The following is a 17,983-nucleotide window of genomic DNA, read 5'->3' on the forward strand; positions in this document are numbered from 1 at the left end:
CTCGCGCTCCATCGGCACTTCAAGGAATCAACAGCAGGTGACGTCATGGCCATAACCCAACCCTTGCAATTGCTCGCGCCCCTGTCCGGGGTGCTGCTGCCCCTGGAGCAGGTGCCGGATCCGGTGTTCTCCAGCCGGGTGATCGGCGACGGCTTATGCATCGACCCAACCTCCCAGACCCTCTGCGCGCCCCTGTCCGGGGTAGTCAGCAACCTGCAGCACAGTGGCCATGCGGTGAGCATTACCGGCGAGCAGGGCCGGCAGGTATTGATGCACATTGGGCTGGACACGGTGAACCTGGCGGGCAAGGGGTTCACCTGCCTGGTCCACGAAGGCCAGCAGGTGGCGGCGGGACAGGCGCTGATCGAGTTCGACGCCGACTACCTGGCCCTGCATGCCCGCAGCCTGCTGACCCTGATGCTGGTGGTCAGCGGCGAGCCGGTGACCGCACTGGTGGACGATCGCCGGCTGGTAGAGCAAGGCCAGCCACTGCTGCAGCTCGCGCCAGCGGCCCTGGGCGCTGTCGAGGACGCTGAGGCCGAGGGCGAGGCGCTGTTTTCCAAGCCGCTGATCCTGGGCAACCCCCAGGGCCTGCATGCGCGCCCGGCGGCCTTGCTGGCCCAGGCTGCCAAGGGTTTTGCCGCGAACATCTGCCTGCACCGGCGTACCGACTCGGCCAATGCCAAGTCCCTGGTGTCGATCATGGCGTTGCAGACGATCCAGGGCGATACCTTGCAGGTCAGTGCCGTGGGCGCGGATGCCGAACAGGCGATCCAGGCCCTGGTGGCGCTGCTGGCCTCCGGCTGTGGGGAGCAGGTCGCTGCGCTGCCCAAAGCCGTATCCCCAGCTGTATCGGATGCTGCACCCGGGGCCATCCTGCGTGGGGTCTGTGCTTCACCGGGCTCGGCCTTCGGCCAGGTGCTGCAGGTGGTGCCGCAGCGTTTGCGAATCATTGAACAGGCAGCCAACCCGCAGCAGGAGCGCCAAGCCCTGGCGCGGGCCCTGCGCCAGGCCGCCAGTGCCCTGCAACAGCTGCGGGACGATGCCCCGGGTGAAGCGCAACAGAACATCTTCCGCGCGCACCAGGAGCTGCTGGACGACCCGAGCCTGCTGGAGCAGGCCGAGTCGCTGATCGCCAGCGGCAAGAGCGCCGCCTTTGCCTGGAACAGCGCCATCGAGGTCACCGCCGAGCTGTTCCAAAGCCTGGGCAGCAGCCTCTTGGCCGAGCGTGCGGTGGATCTGGCGGATGTTGGCCAGCGGGTACTGGAGCTGATTCTTGGCGTGCAGGAACAGGCCCTGGTCCTGCCGGAGCAGGCCATCCTGGTGGCCGAGCAATTGACCCCTTCGCAAACCGCGAACCTGGATACCACCAGGGTGCTGGGTTTTGTCACCGTGGGCGGCGGCGCCACCAGCCATGTGGCGATCCTGGCCCGAGCCCTGGGGCTGCCGGCGCTCTGTGGCCTGTCGCCCCAGGTGCTGTCCCTGGCCGACGGTACGCCGGTACTGCTGGATGCCGACCGTGGCGAACTGCACCGGGACCCGGATCCGCAGTTGCTGCGGCAACTGGATACCCAGCGCGAACAACAACGCCAGCGCCAGCACCGGGACCTGGCCCAGGCGGCGCTGCCGGCGGTGACCATCGATGGTCATCACCTTGAGGTCACGGCCAACATTGCCTGCCTGGCGGAGGCCGAGCAGGCCGTCAGCCTGAGGGGCGATGGTGTCGGCCTGCTGCGTTCGGAGTTCCTCTACCAGGACCGTACCCAGGCGCCAAGCCCGCAGGAACAGGCAGCCACCTATCAGGCCATCGCCCAGGCCCTGGGACCCGAACGCAACCTGGTGGTGCGGACCCTGGATGTGGGCGGCGACAAACCCCTGGCCTATGTACCGATGGACAGCGAGGCCAACCCCTTTCTCGGCCTGCGCGGCATTCGCCTGTGCCTGGCGCGTCCGGAACTGCTGCGGGAGCAATTCCGGGCGATCCTGGCCAGTGCCGGGCAGGCCCGCTTGCACATCATGTTGCCGATGGTCAGCCAGCTCGCGGAGCTGCGCCAGGCGCGCCAGTTGCTGGAGCAGGAGGTCCAGGCCCTGGGGCTCGCGCAATCGCCCAAGCTGGGAATCATGATCGAGGTACCGTCGGCGGCGTTGCTGGCGGATCGTTTTGCCCCGGAGGTGGATTTCTTCTCCATCGGTACCAACGACCTGACCCAGTACACCCTGGCCATGGACCGCGATCACCCGCGCCTGGCCAGCCAGGCCGACAGCTTCCACCCGGCGGTGCTGCGCCTGATCGCCACCACGGTCCGGGCTGCCCATGCCCACGGCAAGTGGGTCGGTGTGTGCGGTGCGCTGGCTTCTGAAACCCTGGCGGTGCCGCTGTTGCTGGGCCTGGGGGTGGATGAGTTGTCGGTGAGCGTGCCGCTGATCCCGGCCATCAAGGCCCGGGTGCGGGAGCTGGACCTGGTCCAGTGCCAGGCGCTGGCTGCGCGTATCGTCGATCTGGAGGATGCTGCCCAGGTGCGTGAATGCCTGCACCGCCAGCCGCTTGCTGCTCACTCACCGGTCCTGGAGAACTGAAGATGTTCGAGAAACTACAGCGGGCGTTCTGGAAAGCCCTGACCCCGGACCTGGTGCCCGACCAGCCGGAAGCGCCCAAGGCTGGCGGTCACGCTCTGGATGAGCCGACGCTGGCGGCATTGGGCGGACATGCCAATATCAAGAGCCAGCAATGGCTGGCCCTGACCCGGTTGCGCCTGGAGCTGCATGACCCGCAATTGCTCGACAGCACTGCCCTGCAAAGGGCAGGGGTGCCGGCGGTGATGCCCCTGGCGGGCGGCGTGGTGCACCTGTTGTTGGGGTTGCGCGACTGAGCGCAGCCACGGCCCTGCATCTGCGTCCCGTCGCCGCGCCGGCCTTACTGTTTCTCAACTGCGGGTGTATCGTATTCGCCTTTTTGCGGACCCGGGTCCGCGGCAGATACGTGAGGTAGTTGAGTCCATGTCCTTTACCCGTCGACAAATACTCGGTGGTCTGGCCGGTCTGGTGGTGGTTGGCGTGGGCGCCGGCGGTGCGTCGCGTTACTGGCTGGGCAAGGTCGCGGACGACAATGCCGGGCACGACTACGAGCTGATCGCCGCTCCGCTGGATGTCGAACTGGTAGCGGGTTTCAAGACCCAGGCCTGGGCTTTCGGGCCGTCGGCGCCGGGCACCGAATTGCGGGTCCGCCAGGGCACCTGGTTGCGGGTGCGTTTCATCAACCACCTGCCGGTGGAAACCACCATCCATTGGCACGGCATCCGCCTGCCGCTGGAAATGGACGGCGTGCCCTACGTCTCGCAGCTGCCGGTCAAGCCGGGCGAGTTCTTCGACTACAAGTTCCGCGTGCCGGATGCCGGCAGCTACTGGTACCACCCCCATGTCAGCAGCTCCGAGGAGCTGGGGCGGGGCCTGGTGGGCCCGCTGATCGTCGAGGAGCGCGAGCCGACCGGCTTCAAGCATGAGCGCACCCTGAGCCTGAAGACCTGGCATGTGGACGAGCAGGGCGCCTGGATGCCCTTCAGCGTGCCGCGCGAGGCCGCGCGCAACGGTACCGCGGGGCGCCTGATCACCATCAACGGCCAGGCCGAGGCGGTGACCGAGCTGCCGGCCGGGCAGGTGGTGCGAGTGCGCCTGCTGAACCTGGACAACACCTGGACCTATCGCCTGAACCTCAAGGGCAACTGCGAGGCGATGATCTACGCCCTCGACGGCAACCCGATCACCCCGCGCCCGCTGGACGACGATTACTGGCTGGGACCGGGCATGCGTATCTGCCTGGCCATCCGCATTCCCGAGGCGGGCGAGGAGATTTCCCTGCGCGATGGTTTCGTGCGCCTGGGCACCCTGCGCTCGGTAGCCAGCAGCGAAGCCCCCGGTGACTGGCCCAAGGCGCTGCCGGCCAATCCCATCGCCGAACCGGACCTGGAAAAGGCCGAGAAGCTCAACTTCAATTTCGAGTGGGCCGGCAAGGTCTCGGTGAATACCGAGAACGGCAAGCCGCCGAGCCTGTGGCAGATCAACGGCCAGGCCTGGGACATCACCGACAAGACCTGCGCCGATCGCCCGATCGCCACCTTGAAGAAGGGCAAGAGCTACATCTTCGAGCTCAAGAACATGACCCAGTACCAGCACCCGATCCACCTGCACGGCATGAGCTTCAAGGTGATCGCTTCCAATCGCCGCAAGATCGTCGAGCCCTGGTTCACCGACACCTATCTACTGGGCAAGAACGAACGCGCCCAGGTGGCGCTGGTGGCCGATAACCCAGGCACGTGGATGTTCCATTGCCATGTGATCGACCACATGGAAACTGGCCTGATGGCCGCGATCGAGGTGGTGTGATGCGCCAGATTCGCCCGGCGTCGATCATCGATCGCAGTCGCGACCAGGAGTTCATGCGCGAGGCCCTGGCCCTGGCCGCCCAAGGGGCCGCCCTGGGCGAGGTGCCGGTGGGCGCGGTGTTGGTGCTCGATGGGCAGGTCATCGGCCGCGGCTACAACTGCCCGATCAGCGGCAGCGACCCCAGCGCCCATGCCGAGATGGTGGCCATCCGCGCCGCTGCCCAGGCGGTGAGCAACTACCGCCTGCCAGGCAGCACCTTGTACGTCACCCTGGAACCTTGCAGCATGTGCGCCGGGCTGATCGTCCATTCGCGCATCGCGCGGGTGGTCTACGGCGCTTTGGAGCCCAAGGCGGGCATCGTGCAGAGCCAGGGGCAGTTCTTCACCCAGGGGTTTCTCAACCACCGGGTGCTGTACGAGGGCGGGGTACTGGCCGAGGAGTGCGGCACGGTGCTCAGCGAGTTCTTCAAGGCGCGGCGCGCCAGCCGCGACTGAACGCCAGCACTGGAGCGAAGCTTGCCCGCGATGACGCCAGCCCGGGCATGCTCACCTTGAATCGGACTTGATGTTCGATATCGCTATCGCGGGCCAGCCTTGCATCCTACGGATGCGGGGGATTCATTTCCTGGCGACGATCACGGCGCGCATCGGCGCCGGGAGGCCTTCGATGGTCTTGCTGTGGTCGTCGGGATCGAGGAAGTCGCTCAGGGACTGGTACTTCATCCACTCGGTAGCCCGCTGTTCCTGCACGCTGGTCAGGCTGACATCCACACAGCGCACGTCGCTGAACCCGGCGCGGCGCAGCCACAGCTCCAGGGCCGGTACCGACGGCAGGAACCACACGTTGCGCATCTGCGCGTAGCGGTCTTCCGGCACCAGTACCTGCTGCTGGTCGCCTTCGACCACCAGGGTCTCCAGCACCAGTTCCCCCCCCTTGACCAGGCAGTCCTTGAGCGCCAGCAGGTGCTCGATGGGCGAGCGGCGGTGGTAGAACACCCCCATGGAGAACACGGTGTCGAAACCCTCGAGGTTCGGCGGCAGGTCCTCGAACGGGAACGGCAGGTGCCAGGCCTTGGGTTGTTCCAGGTAGCGTTGTACGGCCTGGAACTGGCAGAAGAACAGCCAGTTCGGATCGACACCGATCACGCTGTCGGCGCCAGCGCCGAGCATGCGCCACATGTAGTAGCCGTTGCCGCAGCCGACATCGAGGATGCGCTTGCCCTGCAGGTCCAGGTGCGGCGCGACCCGCGACCATTTCCAGTCCGAGCGCCACTCGGTATCCACATGCACGCCGAACAGGTCGAACGGGCCCTTGCGCCAGGGGCTCAGGCCCATCAGGGCAGTGCGCATCCGCTCGCGGGTCGCGGCGTCGCAGTCGGTGTCCAGGAGCAGGCCGTTGAGCAAGTCGATTTCACTGGGGCGCACGTCCGGCAGGGCGTCCAGCGCACTCTGCCAGCGGGCCAGGTCGCCATGGCCCTTTTCCATCTTGGCATCGAGTTGCGCTTGCAGGCCCTGGGCCCAGACGGCCAGGGGAGTGCCCACCAGATGGCGGGCCAGGGGGGACAGATCGATCATGGCAGGGCAATCAACGAAGCGAAGTTAAGGCATTGGAACCAGGGCACGACTTTCGAGAAGCCGGCGGCCAGCAGGCGCTCGCGGTGTTCTTCGAGGCTGTCGGGCTTCATGACGTTCTCGATGGCGCTGCGCTTCTGGGCGATCTCCAGTTCGCTGTAGCCATTGGCGCGCTTGAAGGCGACGTGCAGGTCGGTGAGCAGCTCATGTTCCTGGACGTCGTTGAAGCGCAGCTTTTCCGAGAGGATCAGTGCGCCGCCGGGCAGCAGTGCCTGGCGGATGCGCGTCAACAAGGCCTGGCGCTGTTCAGGGGCGATGAACTGCAAGGTGAAGTTCATCGCCACCACCGAGGCCGGCTGGAATTCCAGGGCCAGGATATCGCCCTCCACCACTTGCACCGGCAGCAGCTCCTGGAACATCGAGTCCTGGCCGTTGAGGTACTCCCGGCAGCGCTCGACCATGGCCGCCGAGTTGTCCACCGCGATCACCCGGCAGCCATCGCTGCGCACATGCCGACGCAAGGCCTGGGTCACCGCCCCCAGGGATGCACCGAGGTCGTAGAGCACGCTGTGGGGCTGGGCGAACTGTGCAGCCAGGACCCCGAGGTTCTCGACGATGGTCGGGTAGCCGGGTACCGAGCGCTTGATCATGTCCGGGAAGACCCGCACCACGTCCTCGTTGAAGGCGAAGTCGGGCACCTGGGCCAGGGGCTGGGCGAATAGGCGGTCGGGTTCTTTGCTCACGGCGGTTCCGGCGATGGCGATAAAAAGAGGGGCGGCATTGTAGCCGCTGCGGCCGGCTGCGATAAGGCCTGGAGCAGCGAGGGCGACAACGGGTGTCGCCCATCCCGGGGCTAGCGCGGCTTCTGGCTGAAGGCCGAAGCGGCGATGCCCCACTGGCCCAGCCAGTAGAAAACGATGATCAGGTAGGGCGCGGCATCGAACGCCCCGACGAAGCGGCTCAGGCCGATCAGGCTGTCGGAGAAGGCGAAGCTCAAGGCACCGAGCGCGGCCAGGGCCGCCGAGCGCTTGGGCACCGCCGTGCCCAGCCGCGCCAGGGCCCGCCAGAGCATGGCGCTGATGGTCAGGGCATAGACGATCACCGGTACCAGCAACGGCCCCAGGCCATGGGCGATCAGCACGCTCAGCAGCGCCCCGCCGATGGCCAGGGCCAGCAGCAGTGGCAGCGGCGCCAGGCGCCGACAGTCGCTCAGATAAGCCTTGAGGTAGGCCAGGTGGGCCACCAGGAAGGCGCCCAGACCGAACACGAACAGGTCCATGGGCCAGGCCAGCAGGATGTCCCCCAGCACCGAGAACAGCAGGCCGATGATGATCCAGCGCCGGTAGTCCCCCGGTGGCGCATCGTGCAGCCAGCCCAGCAGGGCCAGCACCGGCAGGGGCTTGACCAGCAGGCAGAGCAGGGTGGCATGTATGGCAGTGCCGTAGATGAAGGTCGCGGCGCCCATCAGCGCAAGGATTAGCCAGCCCATGTCAATTGACCGTGATCGAGCAGTCGAAGGCCTTGACCGGAGCTTCCTCCGGCGCCCAGGGCTGCTGGTAGGTCAGCAGCAGGCGGCCCGTGCCGTTGGCGAAGGCCTGGAAGCGCCAGGTGGAAAAGCCGCCGCTGCCGACCAGGCCGGTGTCATCCGGATTGCTGTAGACCTCCGGGCTGACCTTGCGCAGGATGCCGCCAGCCGAATCCTGGATCGCCCAGCGATAGCCCGTGGTGGGGTTGCTCGGCAGGGTGACGATCAAGTTCTGCCCCTCGTGCAGTTGCAGCGGGCACTCACTCTGGTTTTCCACGGTGACGTTTTGCTTGGGTTGGCTGGCGCAGGCGGCCAGCAGGGCAAAGCTGAGCAGGATAAGCAGGCGGTTGGCGGGCATGGGTCAGGAAGCTCCGATCATTCACGACGAACGGCGAGCATAACTGAAGATGGAGAAATGTGTGGCGGGGCTGGGCGGTTGCAGGAGCGAAGCGTGTTCGCGATGAACGATGACGCGGTACGTGAGGTACCACGCGTCGTTTTCGTCGCGGGCAAGCCCCGCTCCTGCAGGGCCCGGGTTAGAACAGCACCTTGGCGACGTCAGAGAAGCGCTTGGCGAAATGCACGGTGAGGCCCTCCTTGAGGTAGTCCGGCAACTCTTCGAAGTGCCCGCGGTTGGGCTCCGGCAGGATCAGTTCGTGGATTTTCTGCCGGCGTGCGGCGATTACCTTCTCGCGTACCCCGCCAATGGGCAGCACGTGGCCGGTGAGGGTCAGCTCGCCGGTCATGGCCACGCCTTTCTTCGGCGGTTGGCTGCGTGCCAGGGACAGCAGGGCGCTGGCCATGGTCACCCCGGCGCTGGGGCCATCCTTGGGCGTGGCGCCCTCGGGTACGTGCAGGTGGACGAAGGCCTCGTCGAAGAACTTGCTATCGCCACCGAACTGCTTGAGGTGCGAGCTGACGTAGCTGTAGGCGATCTCCGCCGACTCCTTCATCACATCGCCCAGCTGGCCGGTGAGCTTGAAGCCGCGGTTGTGGGTGTGGATGCGCGTGGCCTCGATGGGCAAGGTGGCGCCGCCCATGCTGGTCCAGGCCAGCCCGGTGATGACCCCGACCCCGCTCAGCACCTGCTCGTTGCGGAACACCGGCATGCCCAGGGACGCTTCCAGGTCCTTGGGGCCGATCTTGATACGGGCGTCGGGTTCGTCCAGCAGCCGTACCACGGCCTTGCGCACCAGCTTGCCCAGTTGTTTTTCCAATTGGCGCACCCCGGCTTCCCGGGCGTAGCCGTCGATCACCGTGCGCAGGGCGCTGTCGCTGATGCCCAGGCTGGTCTTGGCCACGCCGGCCTTATCCAGCTGCTTGGGCCACAGGTGGCGCTTGGCGATGGCGAGTTTTTCCTCGGTGATGTAGCCCGACAGGCGAATCACTTCCATGCGGTCCAGCAGCGGCCCGGGGATGGCGTCCAGGGTGTTGGCGGTGCACACGAACAGGACCTTGGACAGGTCCATGCGCAGGTCCAGGTAATGGTCGAGGAAGTCGACGTTCTGCTCTGGGTCGAGGGTCTCCAGCAGCGCCGAGGCCGGATCGCCCTGGTAGCTCTGGCCCATCTTGTCGATCTCGTCGAGCATGATCACCGGGTTCATCACCTCCACTTCCTTCAGGGCCTGCACCAGCTTGCCCGGCTGGGCGCCGATATAGGTGCGGCGGTGGCCCTTGATCTCGGCCTCGTCACGCATGCCGCCGACGCTGAAGCGGTAGAACGGTCGGCCCAGGGACTCGGCGATGGACTTGCCGACGCTGGTCTTGCCGACGCCGGGCGGGCCCACCAACAGTACGATGGAACCGCTGATCTCGCCCTTGTAGGCACCCACGGCGAGGAACTCGAGGATGCGGTTCTTGATGTCGTCCAGGCCAGCGTGATGCTGGTCCAGCACCTTGCGCGCGTGCTTGAGGTCGAGCTTGTCCTCGCCATAGATGCCCCAAGGCACCGCGGTGGCCCATTCCAGGTAGTTGCGGGTGACCGCATATTCCGGCGAGCCGGTCTCGAGGATCGACAGCTTGCTCATTTCCTCGGTGATGCGTTTCTGCGCCTGGGGCGGCAGGACCTTGCCCTGCAGGCGCTGCTCGAACTGTTCCAGGTCGGCGCTGCGATCGTCCTTGGTCAGCCCCAGTTCCTGCTGGATCACCTTGAGCTGTTCCTTGAGGAAGAACTCGCGCTGATGCTCGCCGATCTTGCGGTTGACCTCGGCGGAAATTTCTTTCTGCAGGCGCGCGACTTCCACTTCCTTGCGCAGCATCGGCAGGACTTTCTCCATGCGCTTGAGCATGGGCACGCAGTCGAGCACTTCCTGCAACTCGTTGCCGGTGGCGGAGGTCAGGGCGGCGGCGAAATCGGTCAGTGGCGACGGGTCGTTGGGGCTGAAGCGATTGAGGTAGTTCTTCAGCTCTTCGCTGTACAGCGGGTTGAGCGGCAGCAGTTCCTTGATCGCGTTGATCAGCGCCATGCCGTAGGCCTTGACCTCGTCGGTGGGCTCGGCGGGCTGGCGCGGGTACTCGACCTCCACCAGGTAGGGCGGGCGATGGTGCTTGAGCCAGGTGCGCACGCGTACCCGGGTCAGGCCCTGGGCGACGAATTGCAGCTTGCCGTTCTCGCGGCTGGCGTGGTGGACCTTGACCAGGGTGCCGTACTCCGGCAGCGCCGAAGTGTCGAAATGCCGTGGGTCTTCCTGGGGCGTATCCATGAAGAACAGGGCCAGGGAGTGATGTTCGGATTTGCTCACCAGTTCCAGGGTCTCGGCCCAGGGCTCTTCGTTGACGATGACCGGCAACACCTGGGCCGGGAAGAACGGCCGGTTGTGGATCGGGATGATGTAGACCTTGTCCGGAAGGCTTTGCCCCGGCAGTGCCAGGTCGGTGCCATGGGCGACCGGATGTTCGGTTTCCGGATCGACGTAGTCACGCGGATCTTCGGGGAATTCTTGCTGATCGCTCATGGAGGCTCCTGCACGCTGGGCTATGCAGGGTTAGATGGGGCGGGTCATGGCGGGTTTCAATGGGGCAAGGGTTACAGCTTTTTTCCGAGCTGTGCCAGCCCGCGTTGGCGGTGCAGGTTGTCAGGTCATGGAATGTTCCAGGCCCGAATTGTCTTGGCTCATGGCGTAATTTCCTAGCCTTGTGGTGGAATCGGTGAGATAGCTTGAAGTAATTTTCTGATATCGCTTGTCAATAAAATGACTTCAAACTCACCAGTTTCATTGCGCGATCTTCTATGATTTGCGCATTGACTTGAGTGTCCGGATTATCGGAACAAAGACGCCATTTATTTGACATCCATATTCAGCTTCTCAGAGGGATGGGTATGAAGAACGGATTTTTCAGCGCCCGGCGGCACCTAGCTGCGTTGCCGTTTCCTGGATCCTGCTGCCAACCGGAGTTGCCGAGAGCGCCCTCATGAGGTGGCGCCGAACCTTCCAGGCAAGGATCGTCGGGGTGCTTGCCCTGCTGCTGTTGGTGCTGATCGCCGCGGTGTATTTCGCGGTCAAGACCGCCACCACCCAGGCGGTGGAGCGCCAGGCGCAGTTGCAGTTGAAGACCGGCACCCGGGTCTTCGAGCGCTTGCTGGATTCCCGCGGGCGCAACCTGCAATACGGCATCGACTGGCTGGTGGGGGATTCCGAGTTTCGCCGCGCGGTGATCAGCGGCAGGCCAGTGGATATCCTCGCGGCCCTGGCCCAGCACCGAGGTGGCATTCGCTCCAGCGAGATGTTCGTCCTGTCCCCGGAAGGCCGGGTCATCGCCAGTACCCTGCCAGCCATCGGTCGCGACCAGCCCTTCCCCTATGACCAGGCGTTGCGCCGGGCCCTGCGCCACGACATCCACATGCTGCTGGTGGCGATCCAGGACCGGCCCTACCTGCTGGTCCAGGGTGAAGTGCTCGAGCCCTTGCCGATCGCCCGGGTGGTCATGGGCTTTCCCATGGACGAGTCCTTCGCTCAGGAACTGCGCTCGATGAGCAATCTCGAGGTCTCGTTCCTGGCAGTGGACGGACAGCGCTCCGGCGAGTTGTTCAGCACCCAGCCGGAGGTGCTCTGGTCGGCCATCATCAACATCCTGCGCGACTCGCTGTGGCAGCCGTTGCCGCAGTTGAGCGAACTCCATGGCCAGCGCTTTCTCAACCAGGCGCTGCAATTGGCCAATACCGGCGGCGAAGGCGACCCGCGGGTCATGGCCCTCTTGCAGAGCCCCATGGAACAGGCCCTGGAAGCCTTCGCTCCGCTGGACCGGGAGTTCTTGTGGATCGCCAGCGTGGCGCTGCTGGCATCGTTGCTTTGTGCCTTGCTGATGGCGCGTTGGGTGGCCCGGCCCCTGGAAGACCTGGCCCAGGCGGCCCGACGCATAGGTTCCGGCAATTACCAGGCGCCGGTAGCGATCAAGCGCAGCGATGAGTTCGGGGTGCTGACCGATGCCTTCAACGCCATGCAGAGCGCCATCGCCACCCGCGAGCGACAACTGGCCCACAACGCCCTGCACGACCCGCTGACCGGGCTGCCCAACCGGGCCCTGGCCATCGAGCGCCTGAGCAAGGCCATTGCCGAGCGGCGCAACGTGGTGCTGCTGTACCTGGGGATCGACAATTATCGGGCGATCAACGAAGGCTTCGGGGCCGAAGGCCTGGAGCAGATGATGGGCGAGCTCAGCTGGCGCCTGCGGGAAGTCCTGTCCCAGGGCGACACGGCGGCACGCATCACCACCAGCGAGTTCCTGCTGTTGCTGGAGAACACCGAGCTTACGGGCGCCATCGCCATGGCCGACCGGCTCCATGGCCTGCTCAGCCGACCGCAGTTGATTCAGGGCGATGAAGTACGCTTGCAGATCTGCGTGGGCGTGGCGGTGTACCCGGCCGATGGCCAGTCCGCCGAAGAGCTGATCAGCCGTGCGGCCATCGCCCGCCACGACGCTGCGCTCAAGCCGGGTTACCTGCAGGTCTACCAGCAGGACCGCGACCTGGCCCATCAGCGGCAGATCAGCCTGATCCGTGACCTGCGCCGCGCCGCTGCCGAGGGCGAGCTGGTCTTGCTGTTCCAGCCCAAGCTCGACCTGCGCCGGGATTACCTGCACCAGGCCGAAGCCCTGCTGCGCTGGCAACATCCGGTGTTCGGCGTGGTGTCGCCGGCGGAGTTCATTCCCCTGGCCGAACGTACCGGCAGCATGCACAGCCTGACCACCTGGGTCATCGAGGCCTGCATGCGCCAGTTGGCCGAATGGAACCGCCGCGCCCTACCGGTGCGCCTGTCATTGAACATCTCCGCCCGGGACCTGGAGGACAGCGACTTGGTGGAGCGGGTCAGCCAAGGCCTGGATCGCTATCAGGTGGCGGCCGAGCAATTGGTCTTCGAGATCACCGAAAGCGCCATCATGCGCCACCCGGAACAATCCCTGGCGGTGCTCCAGCGCTTGCGTGGCTGTGGCATCAGCCTGTCGGTGGACGATTTCGGCACCGGCTACTCGTCCCTGGCGCAACTGCAGCGCCTGCCAGTGCAGGAGCTGAAGATCGACCAGTCGTTCATCCGCAACCTGGATGAGACCAGCGGCGATGCGGTGATCGTGCGCTCGACCATCGAGATGAGCCACAAGCTGGGGCTCAAGGTAGTGGCCGAGGGGGTGGAGTTCGAGCACTGCCTGAAGCTGCTGGAAGGCTGGGGCTGCGATACGGTGCAGGGCTACCTGATCAGCCGGCCGTTGCCCACCGAGTCCTTCGAGCGCTGGTTGCTCAAGGCCCGGGTCTCGAGTTGAAGGCCATGGCGGCGCTTCCCGCCGGTTCCCGGCCGATCAGCAGCTAGCGGCCTCGGCCTTGGCCAGCAGGCTGTGCAGCTCGGGTTCCACCTGGTCTTCGGGAAGCCGGGCCATGACCTCGCGAACCGGCAGTGCATAGCGCCGTTCGATGGCCACTTCCGCCCAGTCCAGTTCATAGATCGCCATGATCCGCACATCCAGGTAAGGCGATTGCACCAGCAGGCGCTTGAGCAGTGCAATGGCCTGCGGGCCGCGCAGTTCACCAAGGGAGACAGCGCAACGTTGCTGCCAATACTCGGGCTGGTCCAGGAGCAGCGCGTCAAGGCGCTGCCATTGCGCTGCAGTAAAGGCCTGGAGCACGCCCTTGGCCACGTGCTCGGTGATGTATTCGTTCCAGTTGGCGGCTTCGCTGTCGCCGATCCAGTGTTGCAGTTGTTCGAGCGTGTCTTGTGGTACTGCGGTGTGCATGTCTTCTCCAGCTCAGCCGCCTGGGCTGGGCGCATCGGGTCAGTAGGACAGTCGGCGGTTCAGCCGTTCCCGGCGAACTTCACTGCCGCCGCGGCTCGGGAGGGCACCTTCAGTGCGTGCAGCAGCGACGAGACGTGGATGCGCACGGTGAACGGCGAGATGTCCAGTTCACGGGCAATTTCCTTGTTGGTCTTGCCCTGGGCGATCAGGCGCAGCACTTCTTGCTGGCGGGTGGTGAGGGCGCTGAGTTCGGTGCAGGCATCCAGGGGCAGCAGCAGGCCGGAGGGTGCGTACTTGACCACCACCTCGCCCTGGCGGATGTCGAGGATCGCCTGGGCGATTTCCTCTGGGCAGATGTTCTTGCCGATGAATCCGTCGGCGCCGGCGGCCATGACTTCGCTGATCAGGTCCTGGTTGTCGACCATCGACACTACGATGATCGAGGTCCTGGGCAGTTGCCGACGCAGGTCGGCGATCATGCTCACCGAGGTCAACCCGGGAAAGCGCAGGTCGAGGATCAGCGAGTCGGGCTCCTCGCCACTGCCGGCCAGGGCCTGCACGGCCGCCAGGTCGCCGGCTTCTTCGAGGACCGCCTCGGGCAGCAGGCGCTGGACGGTGCGCAACATGCCCTCGCGAAACAGGGGATGGTCGTCGGCGACGATGATCCTGCATGTCATGTCTTGAAGCTCCTTGAAACAATCGGTCCTGGGGCCATGCTACCTTGGCAGGCCCGCACTGTACCTGCCCGCTGGTCGTATCCGATACCGCGTATTGCCAGCAAGGCAGCGTGCCGGTGTCCCGAACAAGGAGTTGTTTGCATGAAAGTCGAAAAGGACAGTGAGCTCGACCAGGCCACGTTGCGCATCATCGTCGCCAGTTGCGCGCTGGTCTACGTGATCATCACCAGTTGCCTGCCGGGGCAGGATTTCGACACCTATTTGCCGGTGATCATCTACATCATCGTCTTCACCCTGGTTTCCATCGGGCTGCGCCTGGCCATCGCCCGCTGGCCAGGCCACTACCCGGCCCGGCGGATACTGGGGATCATCTACGACTACACCGGCACCTGCTTCGGCCTGGTGATGGGCGGCGAGGGCGCGCTGCCCATCTATGCGGTGATGGTCTGGGTCAACCTGGGCAACGGCATGCGCTTCGGCTCGCGCTACCTGGCCATCGCCACCGTCCTGGCGTTGTTCGCGTTGTTCATGGTCTACCTGCTGACCCCGTACTGGCAGAGCCAGCCCTACATGGTGCTGATGCTGATGGTCACCAGCACGGTGATCCCGATCTATGCCCATATCCTGCTCAAGCGCACCCGGCTGGCCTCCGAGCAAGCCATCGCCGCCAACCTGGAGAAATCGCGCTTTTTGGCCCAGGCCAGCCATGACCTGCGCCAGCCGATCCACTCCATAGGCCTGTTCACCGCCTGCCTGCGCGAGGCCGACCTGGGCCAGGAGGAGCGGCGGCTGGTGGACAACATCGACCGTTCGCTGCTCAACGTGTCGCAGTTGTTCCGCTCGATCCTCGACCTCTACACCCTGGACAACGGGCGCGTGCAACCCAAGTACGAAACCGTGCACCTGGGACAGTTGCTGCGCGAGCTGATCCGGCAGAACGCCGAAGCGGCGCGCTGGGCCGGGGTCGAGCTGCGGCTGCGGCCCTGCAACCAGTGGGTGCGCATCGACCCAGGGCTGTTGGCGACCATGGTGCAGAACGTCTTGTCCAATTGCTTCAAGTACGCACCGCAGGGGCCCGTGCTGATTGGCGTGCGCCGCCGTGGCCAGGGCCTGGCCATCGAGATCCATGACCGTGGGCGCGGTATCGCCGAAGAGCACCTGCCGCGGATCTTCGAAGAGTTCTACCGGGTCCGCCAATTGCGCGACAAGGATGTCGAGGGCGTGGGCCTGGGGTTGTCCATCGTCAAGCGCCTGGGGCAGCTGGTGGACCTGGAAGTGCGCTTGCGCTCGCGGGTCGACCACGGCACCAGCGTGACCCTGGCGGGCCTGCAACCGGCCGCGCCGCAGCAGCTGCGGCGCCACGACGAGGCGTTGCAGAACGGCCTGCTGAGCGGTTTGCGGGTATGCCTGGTGGAGGATGACCGCAACGTACTGCTGGCCACCTCGGCGCTACTGGAGCGTTGGGGCTGCGTGGTCCAGGCCGAGGCGTCGGCGGAGGATCTGGTCACCGACTGCGACATCATCGTCGCCGATTATGACCTGGGCACCCGAGTCTCGGGCATCGAGTGCATCGACCACATACGCCAGCAGCGGGGCTGGGAAGTACCGGCGCTGATCATCACCGGCCACGACATCGAGAAGATCCATGCCGCGCTGCACGATCGCAACATCGCCATCTTGTCCAAGCCGGTGCGGCCGGTGGAGTTGCGGGCTACCTTGCGTGCCTTGCGCGAGACGCCAGTAGCGCTGGTTCACCAAGTTGGGGCGTAGCGGACGCTACCAGGTCCGGCACGGGATGAGCAGGGGGTAGTTGGTCATGGTCAGCTTCTTGTTGTCGCCGCTGGCGAGCTCGACGAAGTCATCCAGCATGCCCGAGTACGAAGAGATCGAGCTGCGCTCTGTGTAGTAGTGGGTGGTCACCGGCCCGTAGTTGGTGTTGCTCTGGCCGGTGCCCACGTACTCGTTCCAGCGGCTGGTGCCGTACACCATGTCCTGACCCTGGACGAAGTATCGGCCCGGTTGCAGGCCGGTGAACTGGAAGATGCCGTCGTCGTTGGTCCGGGTTACCCGGTGCACGGCCACGGCCTCGGGGAGCATGCTCACTGGTGCGCCTTCGGGCTGGGATGAGCGCAACTTGTGCCACGCCTGCAAGTGCGGGGTGACCGGATAGAGATAGATCTCGACGTTGCGACTGCTCTCGATGCCATCGTTGCCGACGATGCAGAACTTGCCGGTGAGGGTTGCCGTGCCCGGTTGCAGGGCCGCACGTGCGGCCTGGGTGTCGAAGGGGACGTCGGGGTATTGCACGCTGGGAACCTTCACCAGCGGGTATTCGTCCAGGGTTCGTCCCTGGCGCGGGGCGCAGGCGCTCAGGGCGCAGGCGAGCAGCACCGTACCGGAGACCAGGAGTAGGCGGGATGTCATGACGTCGGGACCTTTGCATGCAGGGAAGTAGCGTGTTCGCGCGGCACCGCCCTGCGTCGGGCAGGCGCGGTGGCTCGTCGCGAGTTTTCGGGATGGCCGCTTTATTCCTTGTTGCACTCGGCGGGCATCGAGACCAGGCCACCCATGCTGGCAAAGGCAATCATGCCGCCGGAGGGCAGCACGCAGCTGTAGCCACCGGCGCTGGTGTTGGCGGTGAAGTAGGTCTGGGTATTGTCGTTACGCACGTTCGAGACGCTGGTTACGTTCTTGCCGATGGTGAGCTGGGCGCGGTTCTTCAGGTCGTCGTTGCTGGGGCTGGCGACGGCGCAGCCGGCGAGCGCGACCACCAGGCCGCTGAGCAGGGTGAAGGAACGGACGTTGGGATGGAGTTTCATGATGACGCTTCCTTGGTGTTGTAGTTTCTTTCCACGGCGCAGCCGTCCCCCGCACCGCAGGACTGCGGTGTTGGTGGGAACGAGGTGGTTGGCCAAAACTATAGCGTCGGCGGACGGGGAGGGTCGATTAGCACAGATGGGCTAATGTCCCTTTGCAATTACGCAGTTTGGCAGGGTCAATCGGCCAGTTGTTCCAGCAGGCGGCGGCCCAATACATCCAGCAAGTCGCAGCCATCACGCAAGGGGATGACGCACAGTTGGGCGAAGTCCTGGAGTAATTGCGGATTGCCACCGAGGTGGTCCTGGCTGGCGATGCTTTCCAGCAGCTGGGTCGCGGCGCGGATACGGTGGATGGCCGCTTCGTGCAGCGCATCCAGCGGGGCCTGGGTGTCCACCAGCAGGGCGGGGATATCGTAGTCGTTGCTGGTGAGGGGCATGAAGCGCCTTGGGGGAAGTTCGGTGTCGTCGTCCATTGCCTGGGGCCTGCCCGGTGATCTTGCGGACCTTAAAGGCACACGGTCGCAGGGAACAAGGTGATGTTGTTCTCTGTGAGCTGTAGGACTTTTCTAAACCCATGGCCGCTGCCGAGCCTGCGAGGCTGCGAGGCTGCGCCAAGGCCCGTAGGGCCTTCCTGGGGCTGCATCCGCTGTGCGGCCGTACGCAGCCTGCGGCAGCGGCTATACGAAGCGGCCCTGACTCTGCGGCAACCGTTACACGAAGGTGTGTGAGGGCGAGCACAAAAAAGGCGGCTACCCGCAGGTAGCCGCCTTTTTCAGTCGCTATCGGGGT

The 17,983-nt window shown here is 65.2% G+C and carries 16 protein-coding genes; 6 read left to right on the forward strand and 10 right to left on the reverse strand.

Translation table 11 applies throughout. The features are described 5' to 3' along the window. Positions 1 to 45 precede the first annotated feature (45 nt). The 4 genes from ptsP to tadA all read left to right on the forward strand — a co-directional run bounded on the left by ptsP (position 46) and on the right by tadA (position 4,874). Positions 46 to 2,577 carry a phosphoenolpyruvate--protein phosphotransferase gene (gene ptsP / locus CAG11_RS04665; RefSeq protein WP_085595040.1) on the forward strand — a complete coding sequence of 844 codons (2,532 nt, stop codon included), beginning with the start codon at positions 46 to 48 and terminating at the stop codon, positions 2,575 to 2,577. A 2-nt stretch (positions 2,578 to 2,579) separates the two neighbouring features. Next, positions 2,580 to 2,870 (forward strand): PTS transporter subunit EIIB, encoded by a 291-nt coding sequence (locus CAG11_RS04670; protein ID WP_085595042.1) that lies wholly within the window; start codon positions 2,580 to 2,582, stop codon positions 2,868 to 2,870. A gap of 127 nt (positions 2,871 to 2,997) precedes the next feature. Continuing rightward, complete coding sequence (locus CAG11_RS04675; RefSeq protein WP_068584812.1) at positions 2,998 to 4,380, forward strand: multicopper oxidase family protein; 1,383 nt, start codon at positions 2,998 to 3,000, stop codon at positions 4,378 to 4,380. After that, on the forward strand, positions 4,380 to 4,874 hold the full coding sequence (tadA, locus tag CAG11_RS04680; RefSeq protein ID WP_085595044.1) for a tRNA adenosine(34) deaminase TadA: 495 nt from the start codon (positions 4,380 to 4,382) through the stop codon (positions 4,872 to 4,874). The genes CAG11_RS04675 and tadA overlap by 1 nt, the downstream gene beginning before the upstream one ends. A 123-nt stretch (positions 4,875 to 4,997) precedes the next feature. Here tadA and cmoB read toward each other — a convergent pair whose 3' ends face one another. The 5 genes from cmoB to lon all read right to left on the reverse strand — a co-directional run bounded on the left by cmoB (position 4,998) and on the right by lon (position 10,430). Beyond that, positions 4,998 to 5,954, reverse strand: a complete 957-nt coding sequence (gene cmoB, locus CAG11_RS04685) for a tRNA 5-methoxyuridine(34)/uridine 5-oxyacetic acid(34) synthase CmoB (protein ID WP_022640668.1) — start codon at positions 5,952 to 5,954, stop codon at positions 4,998 to 5,000. Next, on the reverse strand, positions 5,951 to 6,694 hold the full coding sequence (gene cmoA / locus CAG11_RS04690; RefSeq protein ID WP_022640667.1) for a carboxy-S-adenosyl-L-methionine synthase CmoA: 744 nt from the start codon (positions 6,692 to 6,694) through the stop codon (positions 5,951 to 5,953). The genes cmoB and cmoA overlap by 4 nt, the downstream gene beginning before the upstream one ends. 110 nt (positions 6,695 to 6,804) lie before the next feature. Further along, a complete protein-coding gene (locus tag CAG11_RS04695; RefSeq protein WP_031320428.1) occupies positions 6,805 to 7,440 on the reverse strand; it encodes a lysoplasmalogenase in 636 nt (211 codons plus the stop codon). Position 7,441: 1 nt separating this feature from the next. Beyond that, on the reverse strand, positions 7,442 to 7,834 hold the full coding sequence (locus tag CAG11_RS04700; protein WP_085595046.1) for a protease inhibitor I42 family protein: 393 nt from the start codon (positions 7,832 to 7,834) through the stop codon (positions 7,442 to 7,444). Positions 7,835 to 8,012: 178 nt separating this feature from the next. Continuing rightward, on the reverse strand, positions 8,013 to 10,430 hold the full coding sequence (gene lon / locus CAG11_RS04705; RefSeq protein WP_085595048.1) for an endopeptidase La: 2,418 nt from the start codon (positions 10,428 to 10,430) through the stop codon (positions 8,013 to 8,015). 457 nt (positions 10,431 to 10,887) lie between these two features. Between lon and CAG11_RS04710 the strand changes: the two genes are divergently transcribed. After that, positions 10,888 to 13,230 (forward strand): bifunctional diguanylate cyclase/phosphodiesterase, encoded by a 2,343-nt coding sequence (locus tag CAG11_RS04710; protein ID WP_085595050.1) that lies wholly within the window; start codon positions 10,888 to 10,890, stop codon positions 13,228 to 13,230. Between the two features lie 36 nt (positions 13,231 to 13,266). Here the strand turns inward: CAG11_RS04710 and CAG11_RS04715 are convergent, their stop codons facing one another. After that, a complete protein-coding gene (locus CAG11_RS04715) occupies positions 13,267 to 13,698 on the reverse strand; it encodes a hypothetical protein (protein ID WP_085595052.1) in 432 nt (143 codons plus the stop codon). Positions 13,699 to 13,757: 59 nt separating this feature from the next. Continuing rightward, entirely contained in the window at positions 13,758 to 14,375 is a 618-nt protein-coding gene (locus tag CAG11_RS04720; RefSeq protein WP_085595054.1) for a response regulator transcription factor, read from the reverse strand. 141 nt (positions 14,376 to 14,516) lie between these two features. Here CAG11_RS04720 and CAG11_RS04725 point away from each other — a divergent pair, with 141 nt between their 5' ends. Then, entirely contained in the window at positions 14,517 to 16,145 is a 1,629-nt protein-coding gene (locus tag CAG11_RS04725; protein WP_085595056.1) for a hybrid sensor histidine kinase/response regulator, read from the forward strand. A gap of 6 nt (positions 16,146 to 16,151) precedes the next feature. On the opposite strand, the gene CAG11_RS04730 is transcribed toward CAG11_RS04725, so the two are convergent. From CAG11_RS04730 to CAG11_RS04740, 3 genes are all read right to left on the reverse strand, one after another. Continuing rightward, complete coding sequence (locus CAG11_RS04730; RefSeq protein ID WP_085595059.1) at positions 16,152 to 16,799, reverse strand: carboxypeptidase-like regulatory domain-containing protein; 648 nt, start codon at positions 16,797 to 16,799, stop codon at positions 16,152 to 16,154. Positions 16,800 to 16,900: 101 nt separating this feature from the next. Further along, positions 16,901 to 17,194 carry a hypothetical protein gene (locus CAG11_RS04735; protein WP_085595061.1) on the reverse strand — a complete coding sequence of 98 codons (294 nt, stop codon included), beginning with the start codon at positions 17,192 to 17,194 and terminating at the stop codon, positions 16,901 to 16,903. Positions 17,195 to 17,370: 176 nt separating this feature from the next. Further along, positions 17,371 to 17,631: a hypothetical protein gene (locus CAG11_RS04740; RefSeq protein WP_256578543.1), complete on the reverse strand. Its 261-nt coding sequence runs from the start codon at positions 17,629 to 17,631 to the stop codon at positions 17,371 to 17,373. Positions 17,632 to 17,983 lie beyond the last annotated feature (352 nt).

Source organism: Pseudomonas sp. B6(2017), assembly GCF_002112765.1.
GTDB classification, from domain to species: domain Bacteria; phylum Pseudomonadota; class Gammaproteobacteria; order Pseudomonadales; family Pseudomonadaceae; genus Aquipseudomonas; species Aquipseudomonas piscis.

Excerpts from the sequence above, each read along its gene's own strand:
- ptsP (WP_085595040.1), top strand. The coding sequence starts at position 46 with ATGGCCATAACCCAACCCTTGCAATTGCTCGCGCCCCTGTCCGGGGTG.
- CAG11_RS04670 (WP_085595042.1), top strand. The coding sequence starts at position 2,580 with ATGTTCGAGAAACTACAGCGGGCGTTCTGGAAAGCCCTGACCCCGGAC.
- CAG11_RS04675 (WP_068584812.1), top strand. The coding sequence starts at position 2,998 with ATGTCCTTTACCCGTCGACAAATACTCGGTGGTCTGGCCGGTCTGGTG.
- tadA (WP_085595044.1), top strand. The coding sequence starts at position 4,380 with ATGCGCCAGATTCGCCCGGCGTCGATCATCGATCGCAGTCGCGACCAG.
- cmoB (WP_022640668.1), bottom strand. The coding sequence starts at position 5,954 with ATGATCGATCTGTCCCCCCTGGCCCGCCATCTGGTGGGCACTCCCCTG.
- CAG11_RS04695 (WP_031320428.1), bottom strand. The coding sequence starts at position 7,440 with ATGGGCTGGCTAATCCTTGCGCTGATGGGCGCCGCGACCTTCATCTAC.
- CAG11_RS04700 (WP_085595046.1), bottom strand. The coding sequence starts at position 7,834 with ATGCCCGCCAACCGCCTGCTTATCCTGCTCAGCTTTGCCCTGCTGGCC.
- lon (WP_085595048.1), bottom strand. The coding sequence starts at position 10,430 with ATGAGCGATCAGCAAGAATTCCCCGAAGATCCGCGTGACTACGTCGAT.
- CAG11_RS04710 (WP_085595050.1), top strand. The coding sequence starts at position 10,888 with ATGAGGTGGCGCCGAACCTTCCAGGCAAGGATCGTCGGGGTGCTTGCC.
- CAG11_RS04715 (WP_085595052.1), bottom strand. The coding sequence starts at position 13,698 with ATGCACACCGCAGTACCACAAGACACGCTCGAACAACTGCAACACTGG.
- CAG11_RS04720 (WP_085595054.1), bottom strand. The coding sequence starts at position 14,375 with ATGACATGCAGGATCATCGTCGCCGACGACCATCCCCTGTTTCGCGAG.
- CAG11_RS04725 (WP_085595056.1), top strand. The coding sequence starts at position 14,517 with ATGAAAGTCGAAAAGGACAGTGAGCTCGACCAGGCCACGTTGCGCATC.
- CAG11_RS04730 (WP_085595059.1), bottom strand. The coding sequence starts at position 16,799 with ATGACATCCCGCCTACTCCTGGTCTCCGGTACGGTGCTGCTCGCCTGC.
- CAG11_RS04735 (WP_085595061.1), bottom strand. The coding sequence starts at position 17,194 with ATGAAACTCCATCCCAACGTCCGTTCCTTCACCCTGCTCAGCGGCCTG.
- CAG11_RS04740 (WP_256578543.1), bottom strand. The coding sequence starts at position 17,631 with ATGCCCCTCACCAGCAACGACTACGATATCCCCGCCCTGCTGGTGGAC.